Source organism: Enterobacter cloacae complex sp. I1M (assembly GCF_014982425.1).
GTDB classification, from domain to species: domain Bacteria; phylum Pseudomonadota; class Gammaproteobacteria; order Enterobacterales; family Enterobacteriaceae; genus Enterobacter; species Enterobacter intestinihominis.
In genome coordinates this window covers 42,236-58,036 of sequence record NZ_JADCLG010000023.1, presented here as the reverse complement: position 1 = coordinate 58,036, position 15,801 = coordinate 42,236, and the positions used below count along the sequence as shown (strand labels likewise).

At 52.4% G+C, this 15,801-nt stretch carries 16 protein-coding genes and 1 pseudogene; 10 read left to right on the top strand and 7 right to left on the bottom strand.

Features of this window, described 5'->3' with window-relative positions:
- Positions 1–8 precede the first annotated feature (8 nt).
- The 6 genes from INF86_RS14555 to dbpA all read left to right on the top strand — a co-directional run bounded on the left by INF86_RS14555 (position 9) and on the right by dbpA (position 6,230).
- Positions 9–1,340 carry a VasL domain-containing protein gene (locus INF86_RS14555; RefSeq protein ID WP_193543652.1) on the top strand — a complete coding sequence of 444 codons (1,332 nt, stop codon included), beginning with the start codon at positions 9–11 and terminating at the stop codon, positions 1,338–1,340.
- Between the two features lie 25 nt (positions 1,341–1,365).
- The gene (locus INF86_RS14550) at positions 1,366–1,854 is read left to right on the top strand and encodes a hypothetical protein (RefSeq protein ID WP_193131950.1); all 489 of its coding nucleotides are present in this window, start codon (positions 1,366–1,368) and stop codon (positions 1,852–1,854) included.
- Between the two features lie 313 nt (positions 1,855–2,167).
- Positions 2,168–3,298 (top strand): methyl-accepting chemotaxis protein, encoded by a 1,131-nt coding sequence (locus tag INF86_RS14545; protein WP_022648264.1) that lies wholly within the window; start codon positions 2,168–2,170, stop codon positions 3,296–3,298.
- Between the two features lie 90 nt (positions 3,299–3,388).
- A complete protein-coding gene (zntB, locus tag INF86_RS14540) occupies positions 3,389–4,372 on the top strand; it encodes a zinc transporter ZntB (RefSeq protein ID WP_032624170.1) in 984 nt (327 codons plus the stop codon).
- A 280-nt stretch (positions 4,373–4,652) separates the two neighbouring features.
- On the top strand, positions 4,653–4,799 hold the full coding sequence (locus tag INF86_RS14535) for a hypothetical protein (RefSeq protein WP_369702450.1): 147 nt from the start codon (positions 4,653–4,655) through the stop codon (positions 4,797–4,799).
- Positions 4,800–4,856: 57 nt separating this feature from the next.
- On the top strand, positions 4,857–6,230 hold the full coding sequence (gene dbpA / locus INF86_RS14530) for an ATP-dependent RNA helicase DbpA (RefSeq protein ID WP_193543651.1): 1,374 nt from the start codon (positions 4,857–4,859) through the stop codon (positions 6,228–6,230).
- A 43-nt stretch (positions 6,231–6,273) separates the two neighbouring features.
- Here the strand turns inward: dbpA and ttcA are convergent, their stop codons facing one another.
- Both ttcA and INF86_RS22480 read right to left on the bottom strand, forming a co-directional pair.
- The gene (gene ttcA / locus INF86_RS14525) at positions 6,274–7,209 is read right to left on the bottom strand and encodes a tRNA 2-thiocytidine(32) synthetase TtcA (RefSeq protein WP_001186974.1); all 936 of its coding nucleotides are present in this window, start codon (positions 7,207–7,209) and stop codon (positions 6,274–6,276) included.
- A 48-nt stretch (positions 7,210–7,257) separates the two neighbouring features.
- Positions 7,258–7,443 (bottom strand): annotated as a pseudogene (locus INF86_RS22480) (tyrosine-type recombinase/integrase); the annotation flags it as partial.
- Positions 7,444–7,524: 81 nt separating this feature from the next.
- Between INF86_RS22480 and INF86_RS22580 the strand changes: the two are divergent.
- The 3 genes from INF86_RS22580 (at position 7,525) to INF86_RS14515 (ending at position 8,484) form a co-directional block, all read left to right on the top strand.
- Positions 7,525–7,656, top strand: a complete 132-nt coding sequence (locus INF86_RS22580; RefSeq protein ID WP_255248590.1) for a hypothetical protein — start codon at positions 7,525–7,527, stop codon at positions 7,654–7,656.
- Between the two features lie 204 nt (positions 7,657–7,860).
- Positions 7,861–8,058: a hypothetical protein gene (locus INF86_RS14520; protein WP_022648260.1), complete on the top strand. Its 198-nt coding sequence runs from the start codon at positions 7,861–7,863 to the stop codon at positions 8,056–8,058.
- Positions 8,059–8,061: 3 nt separating this feature from the next.
- A complete protein-coding gene (locus INF86_RS14515) occupies positions 8,062–8,484 on the top strand; it encodes a GFA family protein (RefSeq protein ID WP_023300213.1) in 423 nt (140 codons plus the stop codon).
- A 33-nt stretch (positions 8,485–8,517) separates the two neighbouring features.
- On the opposite strand, the gene ompC is transcribed toward INF86_RS14515, so the two are convergent.
- Positions 8,518–9,645, bottom strand: a complete 1,128-nt coding sequence (ompC, locus tag INF86_RS14510; RefSeq protein ID WP_022648258.1) for a porin OmpC — start codon at positions 9,643–9,645, stop codon at positions 8,518–8,520.
- Between the two features lie 387 nt (positions 9,646–10,032).
- On the bottom strand, positions 10,033–13,557 hold the full coding sequence (gene nifJ / locus INF86_RS14505) for a pyruvate:ferredoxin (flavodoxin) oxidoreductase (protein ID WP_048206785.1): 3,525 nt from the start codon (positions 13,555–13,557) through the stop codon (positions 10,033–10,035).
- A 271-nt stretch (positions 13,558–13,828) separates the two neighbouring features.
- Here nifJ and INF86_RS14500 point away from each other — a divergent pair, with 271 nt between their 5' ends.
- Positions 13,829–14,095 (top strand): DUF333 domain-containing protein, encoded by a 267-nt coding sequence (locus INF86_RS14500; RefSeq protein WP_003856935.1) that lies wholly within the window; start codon positions 13,829–13,831, stop codon positions 14,093–14,095.
- 1 nt (position 14,096) lies between these two features.
- On the opposite strand, the gene hslJ is transcribed toward INF86_RS14500, so the two are convergent.
- The 3 genes from hslJ to cydB form a co-directional block, all read right to left on the bottom strand.
- Positions 14,097–14,534, bottom strand: a complete 438-nt coding sequence (hslJ, locus tag INF86_RS14495; protein ID WP_023300211.1) for a heat shock protein HslJ — start codon at positions 14,532–14,534, stop codon at positions 14,097–14,099.
- 124 nt (positions 14,535–14,658) lie between these two features.
- Positions 14,659–14,787, bottom strand: coding sequence for a DUF2474 domain-containing protein (locus INF86_RS14490; protein WP_017693358.1), 129 nt, complete (start codon positions 14,785–14,787; stop codon positions 14,659–14,661).
- Positions 14,787–15,797 (bottom strand): cytochrome d ubiquinol oxidase subunit II, encoded by a 1,011-nt coding sequence (cydB, locus tag INF86_RS14485; protein ID WP_063200111.1) that lies wholly within the window; start codon positions 15,795–15,797, stop codon positions 14,787–14,789. Before cydB ends, INF86_RS14490 begins: the two co-directional genes overlap by 1 nt.
- Between the last annotated feature and the right edge of the window lie 4 nt (positions 15,798–15,801).

The following is a 15,801-nucleotide window of genomic DNA, read 5'->3' as shown; positions in this document are numbered from 1 at the left end:
AAACAGTTATGACAATAAATTCTGAACGCCAACTTAAAACCGGCGGGGATCCGCGCACGCTTGCGGGTTACGCTGCCTTGCGCGAAGAAATGAACAAGCTCACCCATCCGGCACGCCCGGATGTGAACTGGCAACACGCGGAAACGCTCTGTCTGTCACTGTTCGGGCATAACGGTGTGGAGCTACAAACGGCTGCCTGGTATACGCTCGCCCGTACGCATCTGGCCGGATTGTACGGTATGAATGAGGGGCTTGCGTTACTTGCTGCACTGGTAGCCCGCCAGTGGGGAAACCTCTGGCCACAGCCTGTCCATGCGCGAATCGAAATCCTCAGTGCACTCAGCAAGCGCCTGCAACAGGTAGTACGAACGCTATCGCTGACGTACGCCGACTTAGGGCAGCTGTATCAGTCTGAAGAGCATCTGAACGCTTTGGGGGACGTCTTGCAGCGTCTGGAACTCAAGCATGCTACTCAGCTTGATGCTCTGCGCACGATGATGCAGAACGCAGCAGTGCGTCTGGAAAAGAGCGAAAATACGGACATGAGTCTGCACGGTGACGCATTGGGTGCTACGGAAATTCACCTCGTCGAACCGACTGAGCGTAGTAAATGGGTTTATGTGGTTGAGCCCGAGCCGGTGCTGAACGTTGGGGTGGTTAAAGAACCTCCGGTGTCGATGAAACTCTGGAAGCCATTTGCTGCTGGTATGTTGACCATGCTGGTGGCAGCCAGTGTCGTCGCAGGAGGATGGCAGATGTTGCATGCGCCAGATTCGGCACAAGCGCAGCTAGCCGCGGCTCTGGCTCCTCTACCTCAAGGGCTATCTACAGGGCAATTAGAGGCGCTGCAACAAACGTCACCGTCACCGGAACCGGGGATTGGCAAGACACAACAGCTGTTAGCGCAGCTTTTACAGTTGAAACCAGACTGGGCAGTGAGCTTCGGCGACCGTCTGGTGCAGCAGGCGCTGACGCTGTGGCCGGAAGAAGCCAAACCCCTGGCGCAATATTGGCAGAAACAGATGAGTATCGCTGCGCTAGCAGATTTAGATCTGAATGGATGGCATCAGGGTATGGCGCAGTTGCAGCAGTTGACGAACAAGCTGAACGCACTGGATGAACAGAAGGGGAAGTACATGACGGTGAGTGAACTGAAATCAGACGTGTTTGCCATGTCGCAGTCATTTAGCCAAACCATACCGCTTGAGGAGCAGCTTCGTCTGCTTTCCACTCTACCTGCCGGGCAACCCCGGTCAGCAGCGCAGCAAAACAAGGTCGAACAACATCTTCAGCAGTTGATTGTTAGCTACGCCCTGCTGAAGCACAAAAAAGAACAATAAGACTGGCGAAAAACACGGAGTTAACATGTCAGTAAGAGAGCGTTTTTTTAAGAAAGTGCAGCAGAATAACGTAAATAAACCGATTCATATTAATTCGGCTGAAGCCGAAGTCAGGGTTTTTTGTCAGCGGATGGATGATCTTGCACAGCAAATTATTGTTTGGTTTGAGGGTTCTGGTATTGAAGTCCTGTTATCCCAAAAGCATATCACCGATTTGAGTACGGTCGGCTACAGCCTCAGTAGCAGTATATGTCGTTATGTCATCACGACTGTCATTCTGCGAAATGGAGATCGCAGCGTCAGCATTATGCCAGAACAGATCATCAGGGGATCAGAGAAGGGGTGTATGACAATGTGCATTAATGCCCCCGGCAGTATATCGGGGGAGAGGATATACCATTTAAGCATGGCGCCTGAAACAGGCTGGTATATTCGTCGCGGACATCAAAGTGTTAAAGAGAATGTTCTCATGACGGAGGACTATTTTTTCCAGTCAGTCGACTGTCTGGCCTGAACGTAAGCCAGCCTGGTGGGAGGTCACGGTAACGTAGTTGATATATATTAACTACGTTAACTTATTAAGCATGACTAAACAATGTTGCCCTACGGTACTCCTTCTTAAATAGGTAAGTGCTAATATTTAAGGGGGGGCGGTAACCAAACTACAAGCTGGATATTTACCGTATATCATGCTTTTTATCTGCCTTAAGCGAAACTGCTCAAATCAAACTGCAAAACAACAAACCAACGACGAACGTGAGGACAAAATACTGTGGCAATGCTATAAACCTTAGAGCCCACAAAAATATAAAGTCGTAGGAAAAACTATGCTAAGAAATATTAGTGTCAGAACCTTCATTGTCTATTTCCTTTTATGTGTGTTTTTGGTAAGTGATGGAGTTATAGCGCTATTTTCAGGGAGTTTTTCGCTTTTTATTGCAGTCATTATCGTACAATGTATCGCCTTAATTTTACTCTGGGCGTATATGACAAAATATCTTGTGACGCCGATCAATACTGTGAAAAAAAGTATTGAAGAAGTGACGTCAGGCAATCTCGGCGTGTCGATCCCTGAATTCGGCAACAACTGTGCGGGACGACTGATCCCGGGCATTAATAGTCTCTCCAGCAACATTGCAACGCTGGTCCGTGAGATCCGCGCCTCCTCGCAAACCGCGATGACCCTGTCAGATCAGCTTTCTTCACGCAGCGCGCAGCTTTCCGTTAAAACAGAACAGCAGTCAGCTTCGCTGGTGCAAACGGCAGCCAGCATGGAAGAGATGGCTGCAAGTACAAAAAATAATGCCGACAATACCCGTTTAGCCAGCGAACAGGCGAATATCGCGACGTTGCAGGCGCGTAAAGGCGGAGAGTTAATGGGGCAGGTCGCGAACAATATGCAATCAATTACCGACTGCGCCCAGCAAATGACAGAGATTATCTCGCTGATTGACGGTATCGCTTTTCAGACCAATATTCTGGCGCTTAACGCCGCCGTTGAAGCGGCAAGAGCGGGCGACCATGGAAAAGGATTTTCAGTGGTCGCTGGTGAGGTCAGAAGCCTGGCGCATCGTAGCGCCGAAGCGGCAAAAAATATTAAGTCATTGATTGAAGTCACCAGCCATAACGTGACGCAGGGCGTTAACGTAGTCTCTGAAGCTGAAAAAAACATGCACGACATCGTTACCGGCTCGGGCAACGTGAGCCGACTGATGGATGAAATTTCCGCCTCAACATCGGAACAAGAAAAAGGGATTTCACAAATCACGCTGGCATTGTCAGAGCTGGAACGCGTAACACAGAGCAATGTGTCGATGGTTGAAGAACTGAACGGTTCGTCAGATGTGTTGCGCAATCAGGTGATTGAACTTCAGACACGAACACGTAATTTCCGTCTGAAGAACGAGTACCAGGCTGATAATGCGTTAATAAGCCGCGAATGGGTGGTGAATTCCTGAGCATATTCAGGATGATGCCTCACATAATTATTGCTTAACCCTCGACGAAAGCTAGACTGACACCGAAAGAGATAAATCGGTGGAGGCGCTGTGGAGAGCATTAAAGGGTCTGAAGTTAACGTACCTGACGCGGTTTTTGCATGGGTACTTGATGGGCGCGGGGGCGCAAGGCCGCTTGAAGATCAGGATCACATCGACAACGAACACCCATGCTGGCTGCACCTCAACTACACGCACCCGGACAGCGCCGAGTGGCTCGCGTCCACGCCGCTATTGCCCAACAACGTTCGGGATGCGCTGGCGGGAGAAAGTCTCAGACCTCGCGTCAGCCGGATGGGTGAGGGGACGTTAATAACACTGCGTTGCATAAACGGCAGTACGGATGAGCGTCCAGATCAGCTGGTGGCAATGCGTGTCTACATGAATGAACGATTGATTGTTTCCACCCGTCAGCGAAAAGTGCTGGCGTTGGATGACGTCATTAACGATCTGAAAGAGGGCACGGGGCCTACGGATTGCGGAAGCTGGCTGGTGGATGTATGTGATGCGCTGACCGATCATGCCAGCGAGTTTATTGAAGAACTCCACGATAAAATCATCGATCTGGAAGACAACCTGCTCGATCAGCAAATTCCCCCACGTGGTTTTCTGGCGTTGTTGCGAAAACAGCTTATTGTTATGCGCCGCTATATGACCCCGCAGCGCGACGTCTATGCGAGACTGGCCAGCGAACGCATGAGCTGGATGAATGACGATCAGCGTCGCAGAATGCAGGATATTGCTGACCGGCTGGGACGTGGTCTGGACGAAATTGATTCGTGTATCGCCAGAACGGCGGTCATGGCGGATGAGATAGCACAGGTAATGCAGGAGTCATTAGCCAGGAGAACCTATACCATGTCGCTGATGGCGATGGTCTTTTTACCGAGTACGTTCTTAACCGGGTTGTTTGGCGTCAATCTTGGGGGGATCCCCGGCGGTGAATATCACTATGGCTTCACCACGTTTTGCGTCATGTTAGTGGTTTTGATTGGGGGTGTTGCATGGTGGTTGCATCGTAGTAAATGGCTGTAAATTTACGCATTTTCTAATGCTGCGACTGCTTCAAAACGACATTTTAATTGAGCGAAGTCAATAAACTTAGACCATGTTAGGTGCAATATTACTCCCGCAGGTGAATGCAACGTCAAGCGATGGGCGTTGCGCTCCATATTGTCTTACTTCCTTTTTTTGAATTACTGCATAGCACAATTGATTCGTACGACGCCGACTTCATAGTCGGCTTTTTTTTGCCTCCTGTTTATCTGCGTCTACCCTTTAGGGTAAGCACCCTAATCTGGAGGGAAAGATGAGTATGCTACTTGCCTTGCAACGCCTGAACACATGGCAGTCCGATCCGGTGCCCACCGATCCGACCCCAATTCCCGATCCCATCCCGCGTCCGCAGCCGATGCCGGATCCGCCACCGGACGAAGAACCGATTAAATTGTCGCATCGTTAGCGGAGATCTGCGAGGATACGCGCCATCTGACTGCAATCATTACCATGAGAGTATATTGTGACCGCTTTTTCCACGCTGAACGTTCTGCCTGAAGCCCAACTGACAAACCTGAATGAGTTGGGTTACCTCACTATGACCCCTGTCCAGGCCGCCGCGCTGCCAGCTATCCTTGAAGGCCGGGATGTGCGCGTGCAGGCGAAAACCGGTAGTGGAAAAACGGCTGCATTTGGACTCGGCCTGTTGCAGCATATTGATGCAACCCTGTTTCAGACCCAGTCCCTGATACTCTGCCCGACGCGCGAGCTGGCCGACCAGGTCGCGGGTGAGCTGCGTCGTCTGGCGCGTTTTTTGCCTAACACTAAAATTTTAACGCTCTGCGGCGGACAACCGTTCGGTGCGCAGCGCGATTCCCTTCAGCACGCGCCGCATATCATTGTGGCAACGCCGGGCCGTCTGCTCGATCACCTGCAAAAAGGCACCGTTTCACTCGATGCACTGCAAACGCTGGTGATGGATGAAGCTGACCGCATGCTGGATATGGGCTTCAGCGATGCGATTAACGACGTGATCCGCTTTGCGCCCGCCACGCGTCAGACGCTGCTTTTTTCTGCCACCTGGCCAGAGGCGATTGCGGCGATCAGCGGGCGCGTGCAGAAGAACCCGCTGACCATTGAAATCGATACTGTCGATGCGTTACCAGCGATTGAGCAGCAGTTCTTCGAGACGTCGCAGCAGGGCAAAATTCCACTGCTGCAAAAATTGCTTAGCCAACACCAGCCAGCGTCCTGCGTGGTGTTCTGTAATACCAAAAAAGATTGTCAGGCGGTGTGCGATGCCCTGAATGATGCCGGACAGAGCGCATTATCGCTGCATGGCGATCTGGAGCAGCGCGATCGCGATCAGACGCTGGTGCGTTTCGCTAACGGCAGCGCTCGCGTGCTGGTTGCAACGGATGTGGCGGCTCGTGGCCTGGATATTAAATCGCTTGAACTGGTGGTGAATTTCGAACTGGCATGGGATCCGGAAGTGCATGTCCACCGCATCGGGCGTACCGCGCGTGCGGGTAACAGCGGTCTCGCGATCAGCTTCTGCGCGCCTGAAGAGGCGCAGCGCGCTAATATTCTTGCGGAAATGCTGCAACTGAAACTCAACTGGGTGAATGCCCCCGGTAATATCAGCATCGCTCCGCTGGCGGCGGAAATGGACACCCTGTGCATCGACGGCGGAAAAAAAGCCAAAATGCGTCCCGGTGACGTTCTGGGGGCGTTAACAGGGGATATTGGTCTCGACGGGGCAGATATTGGCAAGATCACGGTCCATCCTGCACATGTCTATGTAGCGGTTCGCCAGTCGGTTGCGCATAAGGCCTGGAAACAGTTGCAGGGCGGGAAGATTAAAGGGAAAACCTGCCGCGTTCGGCTGCTGAAGTAAGGGAAAAAAGCGTCTCAGAAGCACTGTCTGAGACGCAGTCAGGTTATTTCACTTCCACCACGTTCAGGCGCAGTTCATCGAATTGCGCATCCTCTTCCTCTGGCTGCCAGCCAGCAGGCTGCATCGGGATCTCTTCGCGGTCAAACGCCAGATCCCCGCCATTCACTACCTCTGAACCGTGGTTAATCCCTTTGAAATCGAACAGTTCAACATCGGCGAGGTGCGAAGGCACCACGTTCTGCATGGCGCTGAACATGGTTTCGATGCGGCCCGGATAGCGTTTATCCCAGTCACGCAGCATGTCGCCAATGACCTGACGTTGCAGGTTCGGCTGTGAGCCGCACAGATTGCACGGAATGATAGGGAAGGCTTTGGCCTGAGAGAAACGCTCAATGTCTTTCTCGCGACAGTAGGCGAGTGGGCGGATCACGATGTGTTTGCCGTCGTCACTCATCAGCTTCGGTGGCATTCCCTTCATTTTGCCGCCGTAAAACATATTCAAAAACAGCGTTTGCAGAATGTCGTCCCGGTGATGACCAAGCGCAATCTTGGTGGCGCCCAGTTCGGTTGCGGTGCGGTACAGAATGCCGCGACGCAAACGTGAGCAAAGCGAGCAGGTCGTTTTGCCCTCAGGGATCTTCTCTTTTACAATGCCGTAGGTATTCTCTTCTACGATTTTGTACTCAACGCCCAGGTTCTCAAGGTACTCCGGCAGGATATGCTCCGGGAATCCTGGCTGTTTCTGATCGAGGTTAACCGCGACCAGGGAAAAGTTCACCGGTGCGCTTTGCTGTAGATTGCGCAGGATCTCCAGCATGGTGTAGCTGTCTTTACCGCCCGACAGGCAGACCATGATGCGATCGCCTTCTTCAATCATGTTGAAGTCTGCAATGGCTTCGCCCACGTTACGGCGCAGTCGCTTTTGCAGTTTATTCAGGTTGTACTGTTCTTTCTTGTTAATCTCTTGATTTTGTTGCATCTATTCGTTACTCAGATCTCAAATGGGGCAAAGGGTGAGAAAACGATTTCAAAGCGTCAGCTTCGTGTTCATCTCTTCTATCCATGTAGCATAGATTTCATACACCATCTGCGCATTTACGTGCCCCATCTGGTTAGCGATAAAAGAGGGGTTTGCGGCTACCGGTAAAAACCAGCATGCGAAAGTGTGTCGTGTATGGTACGGATTGCAGCGCCGAATGCCAGCACGATTTACAAATGAGCCCCTCAAAGAAGTTTGGTTAAGACTAACGGGTTGTCTACACTTACAGCTTACGCAGTAAAAACGGAGGTGAAAATGTCTGACCGTCCCGTTAATGGTGACCATCCTGATTATAATCCCAGCCCGGATAACCCGGAAAAGGATGGAAGAAAACCGAAAGATGATCCTGGCTCAGCGCCTGAATCAGGCGATAAAGATCCAGAGTAATGACCAGCCGCCTTTACGAAGGCGGTTTTAACACCCATTACGGCCTCGCTATGCGCAACGCTATTCACGATATTCCGATACCCGCTCAGAACCCCCTGTTTTGCCGGACGAGAAGGTGAGATAAAGCACCGACCTCTTCCCCGCGTTCCAGCACGTTTTACAGTTCTCCTGCTACGCTTTTGAGGGGAACAATGGAGCGCTTCTATGAAAAATAAAGACGAACAGACAGGATTAGTTGGGCTGGCGATTGGTGCCGCCGTTATCGGGCTGGTTTCAGCGCAGAAGATCATCAACCGTGAAAGTATTGTCGATGAGCTGGTGAGGCTCGGCAGGCAGAAGGGGGATGGTGTCGAAGATGAGGTCTTTTTAAAAGCGGCTGAGTTAGTGAGAAAAGGGGTATAAGCGATGGCTGAAATTCGTCATGCACAGTGTCATTGTGGGGCGGTGAAATTCACTGTTGAGCTGACGGACGGCCTGAATACCGCACGGCGATGTAGCTGCTCGTTTTGCAGGATGCGCGGGGCAGTAGTGGTTTCCGCGCCGTTGACGGGTATTAAGGTGACGCAGGGCGCGGACACGCTCACAGAGTACCGTTTCAACACCGGCACGGCGCGCCATTTCTTCTGCTCGGTTTGCGGTATTTACACGTTCCATCAACGACGTTCCAATCCCAATGAATATGGTGTGAATGTCGCCTGTCTGGAAAATGTTACGCCATTCGACTTCCCGGAAGTGGCGGTAATGGATGGGATAAATCACCCTATGGATGGCGACAGCGGGGTAATTGGCTATCTCTCTTTTCGCAAAGAACAGGCGAAACAGAGATAAAATTAGCCCGCAGATCGCTGCGGGCTAACGGGATTAGAACTGGTAAACCAGACCTAACGCTACGATGTCATCCGTACCGATGCCATTGTTTTTGTAGAATGAATCATCTTCATCCAGCAGGTTGATTTTATAATCAACATAGGTGGACATGTTTTTGTTGAAATAGTAGGTAGCACCGACGTCAGCGTATTTCACCAGGTCTTTATCGTCCTGACCATTGCCCAGATCTTTACCTTTGGACTGTAAATAGGAAACAGCCGGGCGCAGACCGAAATCGAACTGATATTGTGCGGTCACTTCAAAGTTCTGGGTTTTATTTGCAACCGCATCTGCATTGTCGCCGTACGGCGTCATATTACGGGTTTCGGAATACATTGCAGCCAGGTAAATGTTGTTGGCATCGTATTTGAGGCCTGCGGTCCATGCATCCGCAGTATCACCTCCCGCAGTAGTGTAATTTACCTGATCGTTAGTACGGTCAGATGAAGCATATGCCGCGCCTGCGCTGAAGCCCATGCCGAAATCATAGGTTGCGGAGATACCGTAACCGTCACCATTTTCATGACGTGTATCACGACCGTTGTTGGTCCCTTCATTGGTAGAGCAGAAATTCTCATCGCAGTTATTACCTTCATTATTACCCTGATACTGCACCGCGAAGTTCAGACCCTGCACCAGACCAAAGAAGTCGGTGTTACGGTAGGTCGCCACGCCGTTTGCACGACCGGTCATAAAGTTATCGGCATAAGTATAAGAGTCGCCACCAAATTCTGGCAGCATATCGGTCCAGCCTTCTACGTCGTACAGGACGCCATAGTTACGGCCGTAATCGAAGGATCCGTAGTCGCCTACCTTCACACCCGCGAAGGCCAGACGCGTCCAGGACTGATTGTCAGAGCCTTCGGTGTTGTTTGCCTGAATGTTGTATTCCCACTGCGCGTAACCGGTCATCATGTCGTTGATTTGGGTTTCACCTTTGAAACCCAGACGCATATAAGTTTGGTCGCCATCTTTTGACGCATCGTCAGAGAAATAATGCAGACCATCTACTTTGCCATACAGATCCAGTTTATTGCCGTCTTTATTATAAATTTCAGCTGCGTGAGCGGCTCCAGCCATTAACAAAGCGGGGATCATCAGTGCCAGTACTTTTCTTTGCATTTTGATTATTCCTTTGCAGTTATTTTTTTATTGCTTAGTGAACTTTCCGGGCTGGAAAGCTGTCCCATGCTAAATCACACAGAGGGCTGATGAATAAAATATAATTGTTACGGGTTGAGTAAAATCTAAAGCAAATGATGCGTTTGAAATAACAATTGATGCCGTGAATTAATCGTTATAATCGATACAAAATAAAAATTATTAATTAAGTGGTAAAGAAGGTATTCTCCATGGCGTTATATGCCTTTAAGATTTTTTCATCCATAATTCACGTGAATATTGTTCAGAACGTTGAGGCAATTTTCACCGAACTTCTGGATTAGCCCGGTGCACGTGCATCGGGCTTTTTTATGGCAAAAAAATGCCCGGACAAGCCGGGCATAACGGTTATTCGCTGGTTGATTTTTCCGCTTTCCCCGCCAGCTGTGCAAGGAAGTCATAACGCTTCTGAAGATCCGCTGCCGCGTCCCTCCATAGCTGCTCTGCTACTTCTGGTTGTTGAGCGTTCAGCCTGCGGAAACGCTGCTCCTGAAGTAAGGTTTCGGCAAGGGCGTCTGAAGGCGGACGGGAATCCAGCGCCAGCGGTAATTTTCCTTCATCGGCACGGCGCGGGTCAAAGCGGTACAGTGGCCAGAAGCCGGTTGCGGTAAGCTGACGCATCTGGTCGTGGCTAAGCGCCAGATCGTAGCCATGCTCCTCACACGGGCTATAGGCGATGATCAGCGACGGGCCAGGATACGCTTCCGCTTCCTGAATGGCTTTCACCGTCTGGTTAAGCTGCGCGCCCAGCGAAATCTGCGCGACGTAGACGTGTCCATACATCATCATGCTGACGCCCAAATCTTTACGCGCCTTTCGTTTGCCATGCTCACCAAATTTCGTGACCGCACCCAGTGGGGTTGCTTTCGAGGCCTGTCCGCCGGTGTTGGAATAACACTGAGTATCAAGCACCAGAATGTTAACGTTTTCGGTGAGGCTCAGGACGTGATCAAGACCACCGAAACCAATATCGTAGGCCCATCCGTCGCCACCGATCAGCCAGATAGATTTTTCAACCAGCGCGTCAGCATCGGTCAGCAGTTGTTCAGCCCCTTCAACACCCTGAAGCGCGTGGCGCAGTTCAGCAACCTGTGCGCGACGAACGTCAGGCGTGGCCTCCGCATGCAGGGCGTCATTCAGCTCTGCCGGGATTTTATCGGCAAACTGTTCCAGCAGACGCATTACGCGGGCGCGGTGCTGATCGACCGTCAGGCGGAATCCCAGACCAAATTCTGCGTTATCCTCAAATAGCGAGTTTGCCCAAGCCGGGCCGCGGCCATACGCGTCGGTGGTATAAGGCGTAGACGGCAAGTTCCCCCCATAGATTGACGAGCAGCCCGTCGCGTTGGCAATCAGCATCCGGTCGCCGTAAAGCTGGGTAAGCAGTTTGATGTACGGCGTTTCACCGCATCCGGAACACGCCCCGGAGTACTCGAAGAGGGGGGTGATGAGCTGCGAGGTACGAATGTCAATGCGTTCCAGCTTGTTGCGATCGATTTCGGGCAGGTCGAGGAAGAAGTCATAATTCACTTTCTCTTCTTCAACATGTTCCAGACGCGACATCATATTAATGGCTTTGATTGAGGGATCCTGACGATCTTTCGCCGGGCACACCTCGACGCACAGGTTACAGCCGGTACAGTCCTCTGGTGCCACCTGAAGGACATATTTCTGGCCACGCATATCACGGGATTTTACATCCAGCGAGTGCAGACTTTCCGGTGCGTCCGCCATTGCTTCTGGCGACACCACTTTGGCGCGAATGGCCGAGTGCGGGCAGGCCGCCACGCAGTGGTTGCACTGGGTGCACAGCTCTTCTTTCCAGATAGGGATCGCTTCGGCAATGTTACGTTTTTCCCAGCGGGTCGTGCCCATCGGCCAGGTGCCATCAGGCGGAAGCGCAGAGACGGGAAGAGTGTCGCCCAACCCGGCAAGCATCGCCGCCGTAACGGTTTTGACGAAATCCGGGGCAGCGTCAGACACCACTGGCGGCCGGTTCGGGCTGCTGGTATTGACCGGCTGCAACGGCACCTCGAACAGCGACTCGCGGGCCAGCGCCAGCGCCTGCCAGTTGCGCTCAACCAGCTCCTGACCTTTGCTGCTGTAGCTTTTGGCTATCGCCCCCTGGAGCTCCATCAGCGCACTGTCGCCCGGCAGAATATTGGTCAGATGGAAGAACGCCATCTGCATAACCGTATTGATACGCGCGGCCAGGCCGCACTCGCGGGCGATCTTCGCGGCGTTAATGACATACAGGCGCGCCTGTTTCTGGTTTAGCACCGCCTGGACTTCCTGGGGCAGTCGTGCCCAGACCTCATCGGCGCTATACGGGGTGTTGATCAGGAAAATACCGCCGGGCTTCAGGCGCTCGGCCATCTGGTATTTATCGATAAACTGGAGCTGATGACAGCCAACAAAATCCGCCTGAGAAATCAGGTATGCCGAGCGGATTGGATGTTCGCTGACGCGCAGGTGCGAGACGGTCAACCCGCCCGCTTTTTTGGAATCGTAAACGAAATACCCTTGCGCATACCACGGCGTGGAGTTACCGATAATTTTGATGTTGTTCTTGGTCGCCGAGACGCTGCCGTCGCTGCCCAGACCGTAGAACAGCGCTTCCAGTTTCGCATTCGAGGGCAGGGTGTTTTCCGGCAAAGGGAGAGAAAGGTTAGTCACGTCATCATAAATGCCGACCGTAAAGCGCGGCTTCGGTTTTGCCTCGCGCAGTTCAGCAAATACGGCCAGGACGCACTCCGGCCCGAACTCTTTGGAAGACAAACCATAACGCCCGCCAATGACGCGCGGCAGCGTTTCGCGTTCACCGTGATTAAACGCCTCAGCCAGAGCGGTCATTACATCAAGGTAAAGGGGTTCAGCCTGCGCGCCAGGCTCTTTGGTGCGGTCAAGTACCGCCACGGCACGTGCGCTTTCCGGCAGGGCTGCGAGCAGATGTTTCGCAGAGAATGGACGGTAGAGGCGAACTTTTAGTACGCCAACTTTTTCACCACGCGTAAGAAGCTCATCGACCACCTCTTCGCAGGTGCCGATGGCGGAGCCCATCAGGACGATCACGCGCTCGGCCTGCGGATGACCGTAATATTCAAATGGCTTATATGCGCGACCCGTCGCAGCGGCAAAATCGTCCATCGCCTGTTCGACGTGCTCATATACCGCGTTGTACCACGGGTTTGTCGCCTCGCGGGACTGGAAATAGGTATCCGGGTTGGCAGAGGTACCCCGGATCACCGGATGTTCCGGATTGAGGGCCCGAGCGCGATGGGCATCAATGTCAGCCTGCGGCAGCAGGTTCAGTATGGTGTCATCCGGCAGCGGAACGATTTTATTGATCTCGTGAGAGGTGCGAAAACCATCGAAGAAATGAATAAATGGCACTCGACTTTTCAGCGTGGCGATATGCGAAATCAGCGCGAAGTCCTGTGCTTCCTGCACGCTGCTGGCGCAGAGCATAGCGCAGCCGGTCTGACGCACGGCCATCACGTCTGAGTGGTCGCCAAAAATAGAGAGCGCGTGTGTGGCTACAGTACGTGCGGCGACGTGCAGGACAAAAGGCGTTAATTGTCCTGCCAGCTTGTAAAGCGTGGGGATCATCAACAGCAGCCCTTGAGACGAGGTGAACGAGGTCGACAGGGCACCGGTCTGCAACGCACCATGCACAGTGGCTATGGCGCCGGCTTCGGACTGCATCTCAACAACCCGCGGGACATCGCCCCAGACGTTTTTTACCCCATTACCAGCCCAGGCGTCAGCCTGTTCAGCCATCGTGGAGCTTGGGGTGATGGGGTAGATGGCGATAACTTCGCTGGTGCGAAACGCAACAGACGCGACTGCACCATTGCCGTCAATAGTTTGCATAGGACAACACCCTTACATTGCGCAAAAATGAAGGGCCTGTAAAACGACGACAGACCCTGAATATTATCTGTGTATTTTAGCAAAGCTCAGGTTTTACGATTTTCGCTTTTGTGTCCTTGGTATGCGCTGTATCAATGACTGGATGGCTATTCGCGATAAAAAATTGCGAGAAATTGTTACCAGAGCGCATAAATACGCACATCCGCTCTCGACGATGCGGTGCGTGATGCCTATTATGCATAGGTTTCGCTTTAACTATGGGGAGGAAGGTATGCGTTCTGCATTTTGGGTCGGATGTGCCGCGTTACTGTTGTCGGCATGCAGCAATGAACCTGTACAGCAGGCGACAGCGGCACACGTTACGCCAGGTATGCGAGCGGCTATGTCCAGTTCAGGCCAGGCCAACTGCGCAATGATCGGAGGGTCACTCTCCGTTGCCCGTCAGCTCGACGGCTCCGCTATCGGCATGTGCGCGTTGCCAAACGGCAAACGCTGTAGTGAGCAGTCGCTTGCCGTAGGATCGTGCGGGAGTTACTGAGTTATTCAACTCGCTTGAACATTAAAGACTTGTTGGCTGTCGCCAGCGTTAACTGGTCTTCGGTCAGGTCTACCTGAGCGCCTGTGCGTAGCATATCGGCGAGGGTCTGATCCAGTTCATTAAGCTGCGGCTCGGTGCAGAGTTTCCGCGTCATTGCCAGCGTTTTGACCGTCAACTCTCCTTCGGACAATTTTCCCTGGCCGTTGAAGCCGTTGCACATTGTGCCGGAGACGGCAATGTTGTTAATCAGGCTGATACTGGGCTGCGCGCTGAACCGAATTTCAGGCTGCGTTTTCAGGCCCTTAACCGCTTTTCCATCAACGTTTTCCAGCACGAAACGGTGATTCTCTAACTGATCGGTCTGAACGGAGGCTTTACCGGGATTAACGCATCCAGCCAGTGCTAGGCTGATTAAACTTACTGCCGCGAGCTTTTTCATTTTTCTTCTCAAACTATCAATGCTGTAAATATTTTTTCAGTGTAACCATACCCTCCAGGGTGTTAATGGGGTTTATCTGAAAGTGCGAGATAAGGACCGGGCGGCAACGCACCCGGTGAGTGAATTAGTGCGATTTAAATCCGGCTGCGGCCATCAGCATTTTAAAGAGCATACTTACGCAGGCCAGTGCCAGGACGCTGCCGCCCCAGATGATGGCAAGCCACATCAAACGTTTCCATACAGGTTGTTGCATCAGTGATAACCCTCCCCATGCTGTACTTTTCCGCGAAAAACGTAATAACTCCAGAAGGTGTAGACCAGAATCACAGGAATGATCAACAGTGCGCCCACCAGCATGAAGCCCTGGCTTTGGGCTGGCGCAGCGGCCTGCCAGAGGGTAATGTCCGGCGGGATGATATGCGGCCAGATGCTGATCCCAAGCCCGCTAAATCCAAGAAAAACCAGCCCTAACGTCATGATAAACGGCAGAGTATGGCTCGCAGGATCGTTCAGGCAGCGCCACTGGCACAGACTCAGGATCGCAACCAGCGCAGGAACGGGCAGCAGATAAAACAGATTTGGCAGCGTAAACCAGCGCGCAGCAATGGCTGCTTGGGCGAGAGGGGTCCATATACTGATTACCGCAATGAATACCAGAAGCAGGAGCAGAAGCACTTTCGATACCTGACGCATCCGCTGTTGCAGGGCATTTTCACTTTTCATTACCAGCCACGTTGTTCCTAACAGTGCGTAAGCCACCACAAGACCCGCACCGCAGAAAAGATTGAACGCGGTAAACCAGTCAAACGGACCACCGCTGTAAGCGCGACCGGTGACGTTGAACCCATGGATGACCGCGCCGACGGTGATGCCCTGGCTGAAGGTTGCCACAATTGACCCGCCAATAAAGGCCTTATCCCAGAACGGACGGTGCGCCGGAGTCGCTTTGAAGCGAAATTCGAAGGCGACGCCACGAAATATAAGCCCGATCAGCATTATTGTCAGTGGAATGGTTAGCGCGTCGATGATCACCGCATAGGCGAGAGGAAAGGCGCCAAACAGGGCCGCACCGCCAAGCACCAGCCAGGTTTCGTTGCCGTCCCAGACGGGAGCCACGCTGTTGACCATTACGTCGCGATCGTCCGCATTCGGCGTTACCGGAAACAGTATGCCTATCCCCAGATCAAAACCGTCCATCACGATATACATCAACGTGGCGAAAACGATAATCACGAACCAGATAATGGAAAGATCGATACCCATTACG

Coding starts and splice junctions, on each gene's coding strand:
- INF86_RS14535 (WP_369702450.1), top strand. CDS start 4,653: ATGCTACTTGCCTTGCAACGCCTGAACACATGGCAGTCCGATCCGGTG.
- INF86_RS14545 (WP_022648264.1), top strand. CDS start 2,168: ATGCTAAGAAATATTAGTGTCAGAACCTTCATTGTCTATTTCCTTTTA.
- ttcA (WP_001186974.1), bottom strand. CDS start 7,209: ATGCAACAAAATCAAGAGATTAACAAGAAAGAACAGTACAACCTGAAT.
- INF86_RS14550 (WP_193131950.1), top strand. CDS start 1,366: ATGTCAGTAAGAGAGCGTTTTTTTAAGAAAGTGCAGCAGAATAACGTA.
- ompC (WP_022648258.1), bottom strand. CDS start 9,645: ATGCAAAGAAAAGTACTGGCACTGATGATCCCCGCTTTGTTAATGGCT.
- INF86_RS14490 (WP_017693358.1), bottom strand. CDS start 14,787: ATGCAACAACCTGTATGGAAACGTTTGATGTGGCTTGCCATCATCTGG.
- INF86_RS22580 (WP_255248590.1), top strand. CDS start 7,525: ATGTCTGACCGTCCCGTTAATGGTGACCATCCTGATTATAATCCCAGC.
- INF86_RS14515 (WP_023300213.1), top strand. CDS start 8,062: ATGGCTGAAATTCGTCATGCACAGTGTCATTGTGGGGCGGTGAAATTC.
- INF86_RS14555 (WP_193543652.1), top strand. CDS start 9: ATGACAATAAATTCTGAACGCCAACTTAAAACCGGCGGGGATCCGCGC.
- cydB (WP_063200111.1), bottom strand. CDS start 15,797: ATGGGTATCGATCTTTCCATTATCTGGTTCGTGATTATCGTTTTCGCC.
- INF86_RS14520 (WP_022648260.1), top strand. CDS start 7,861: ATGAAAAATAAAGACGAACAGACAGGATTAGTTGGGCTGGCGATTGGT.
- INF86_RS14500 (WP_003856935.1), top strand. CDS start 13,829: ATGCGTTCTGCATTTTGGGTCGGATGTGCCGCGTTACTGTTGTCGGCA.
- nifJ (WP_048206785.1), bottom strand. CDS start 13,557: ATGCAAACTATTGACGGCAATGGTGCAGTCGCGTCTGTTGCGTTTCGC.
- hslJ (WP_023300211.1), bottom strand. CDS start 14,534: ATGAAAAAGCTCGCGGCAGTAAGTTTAATCAGCCTAGCACTGGCTGGA.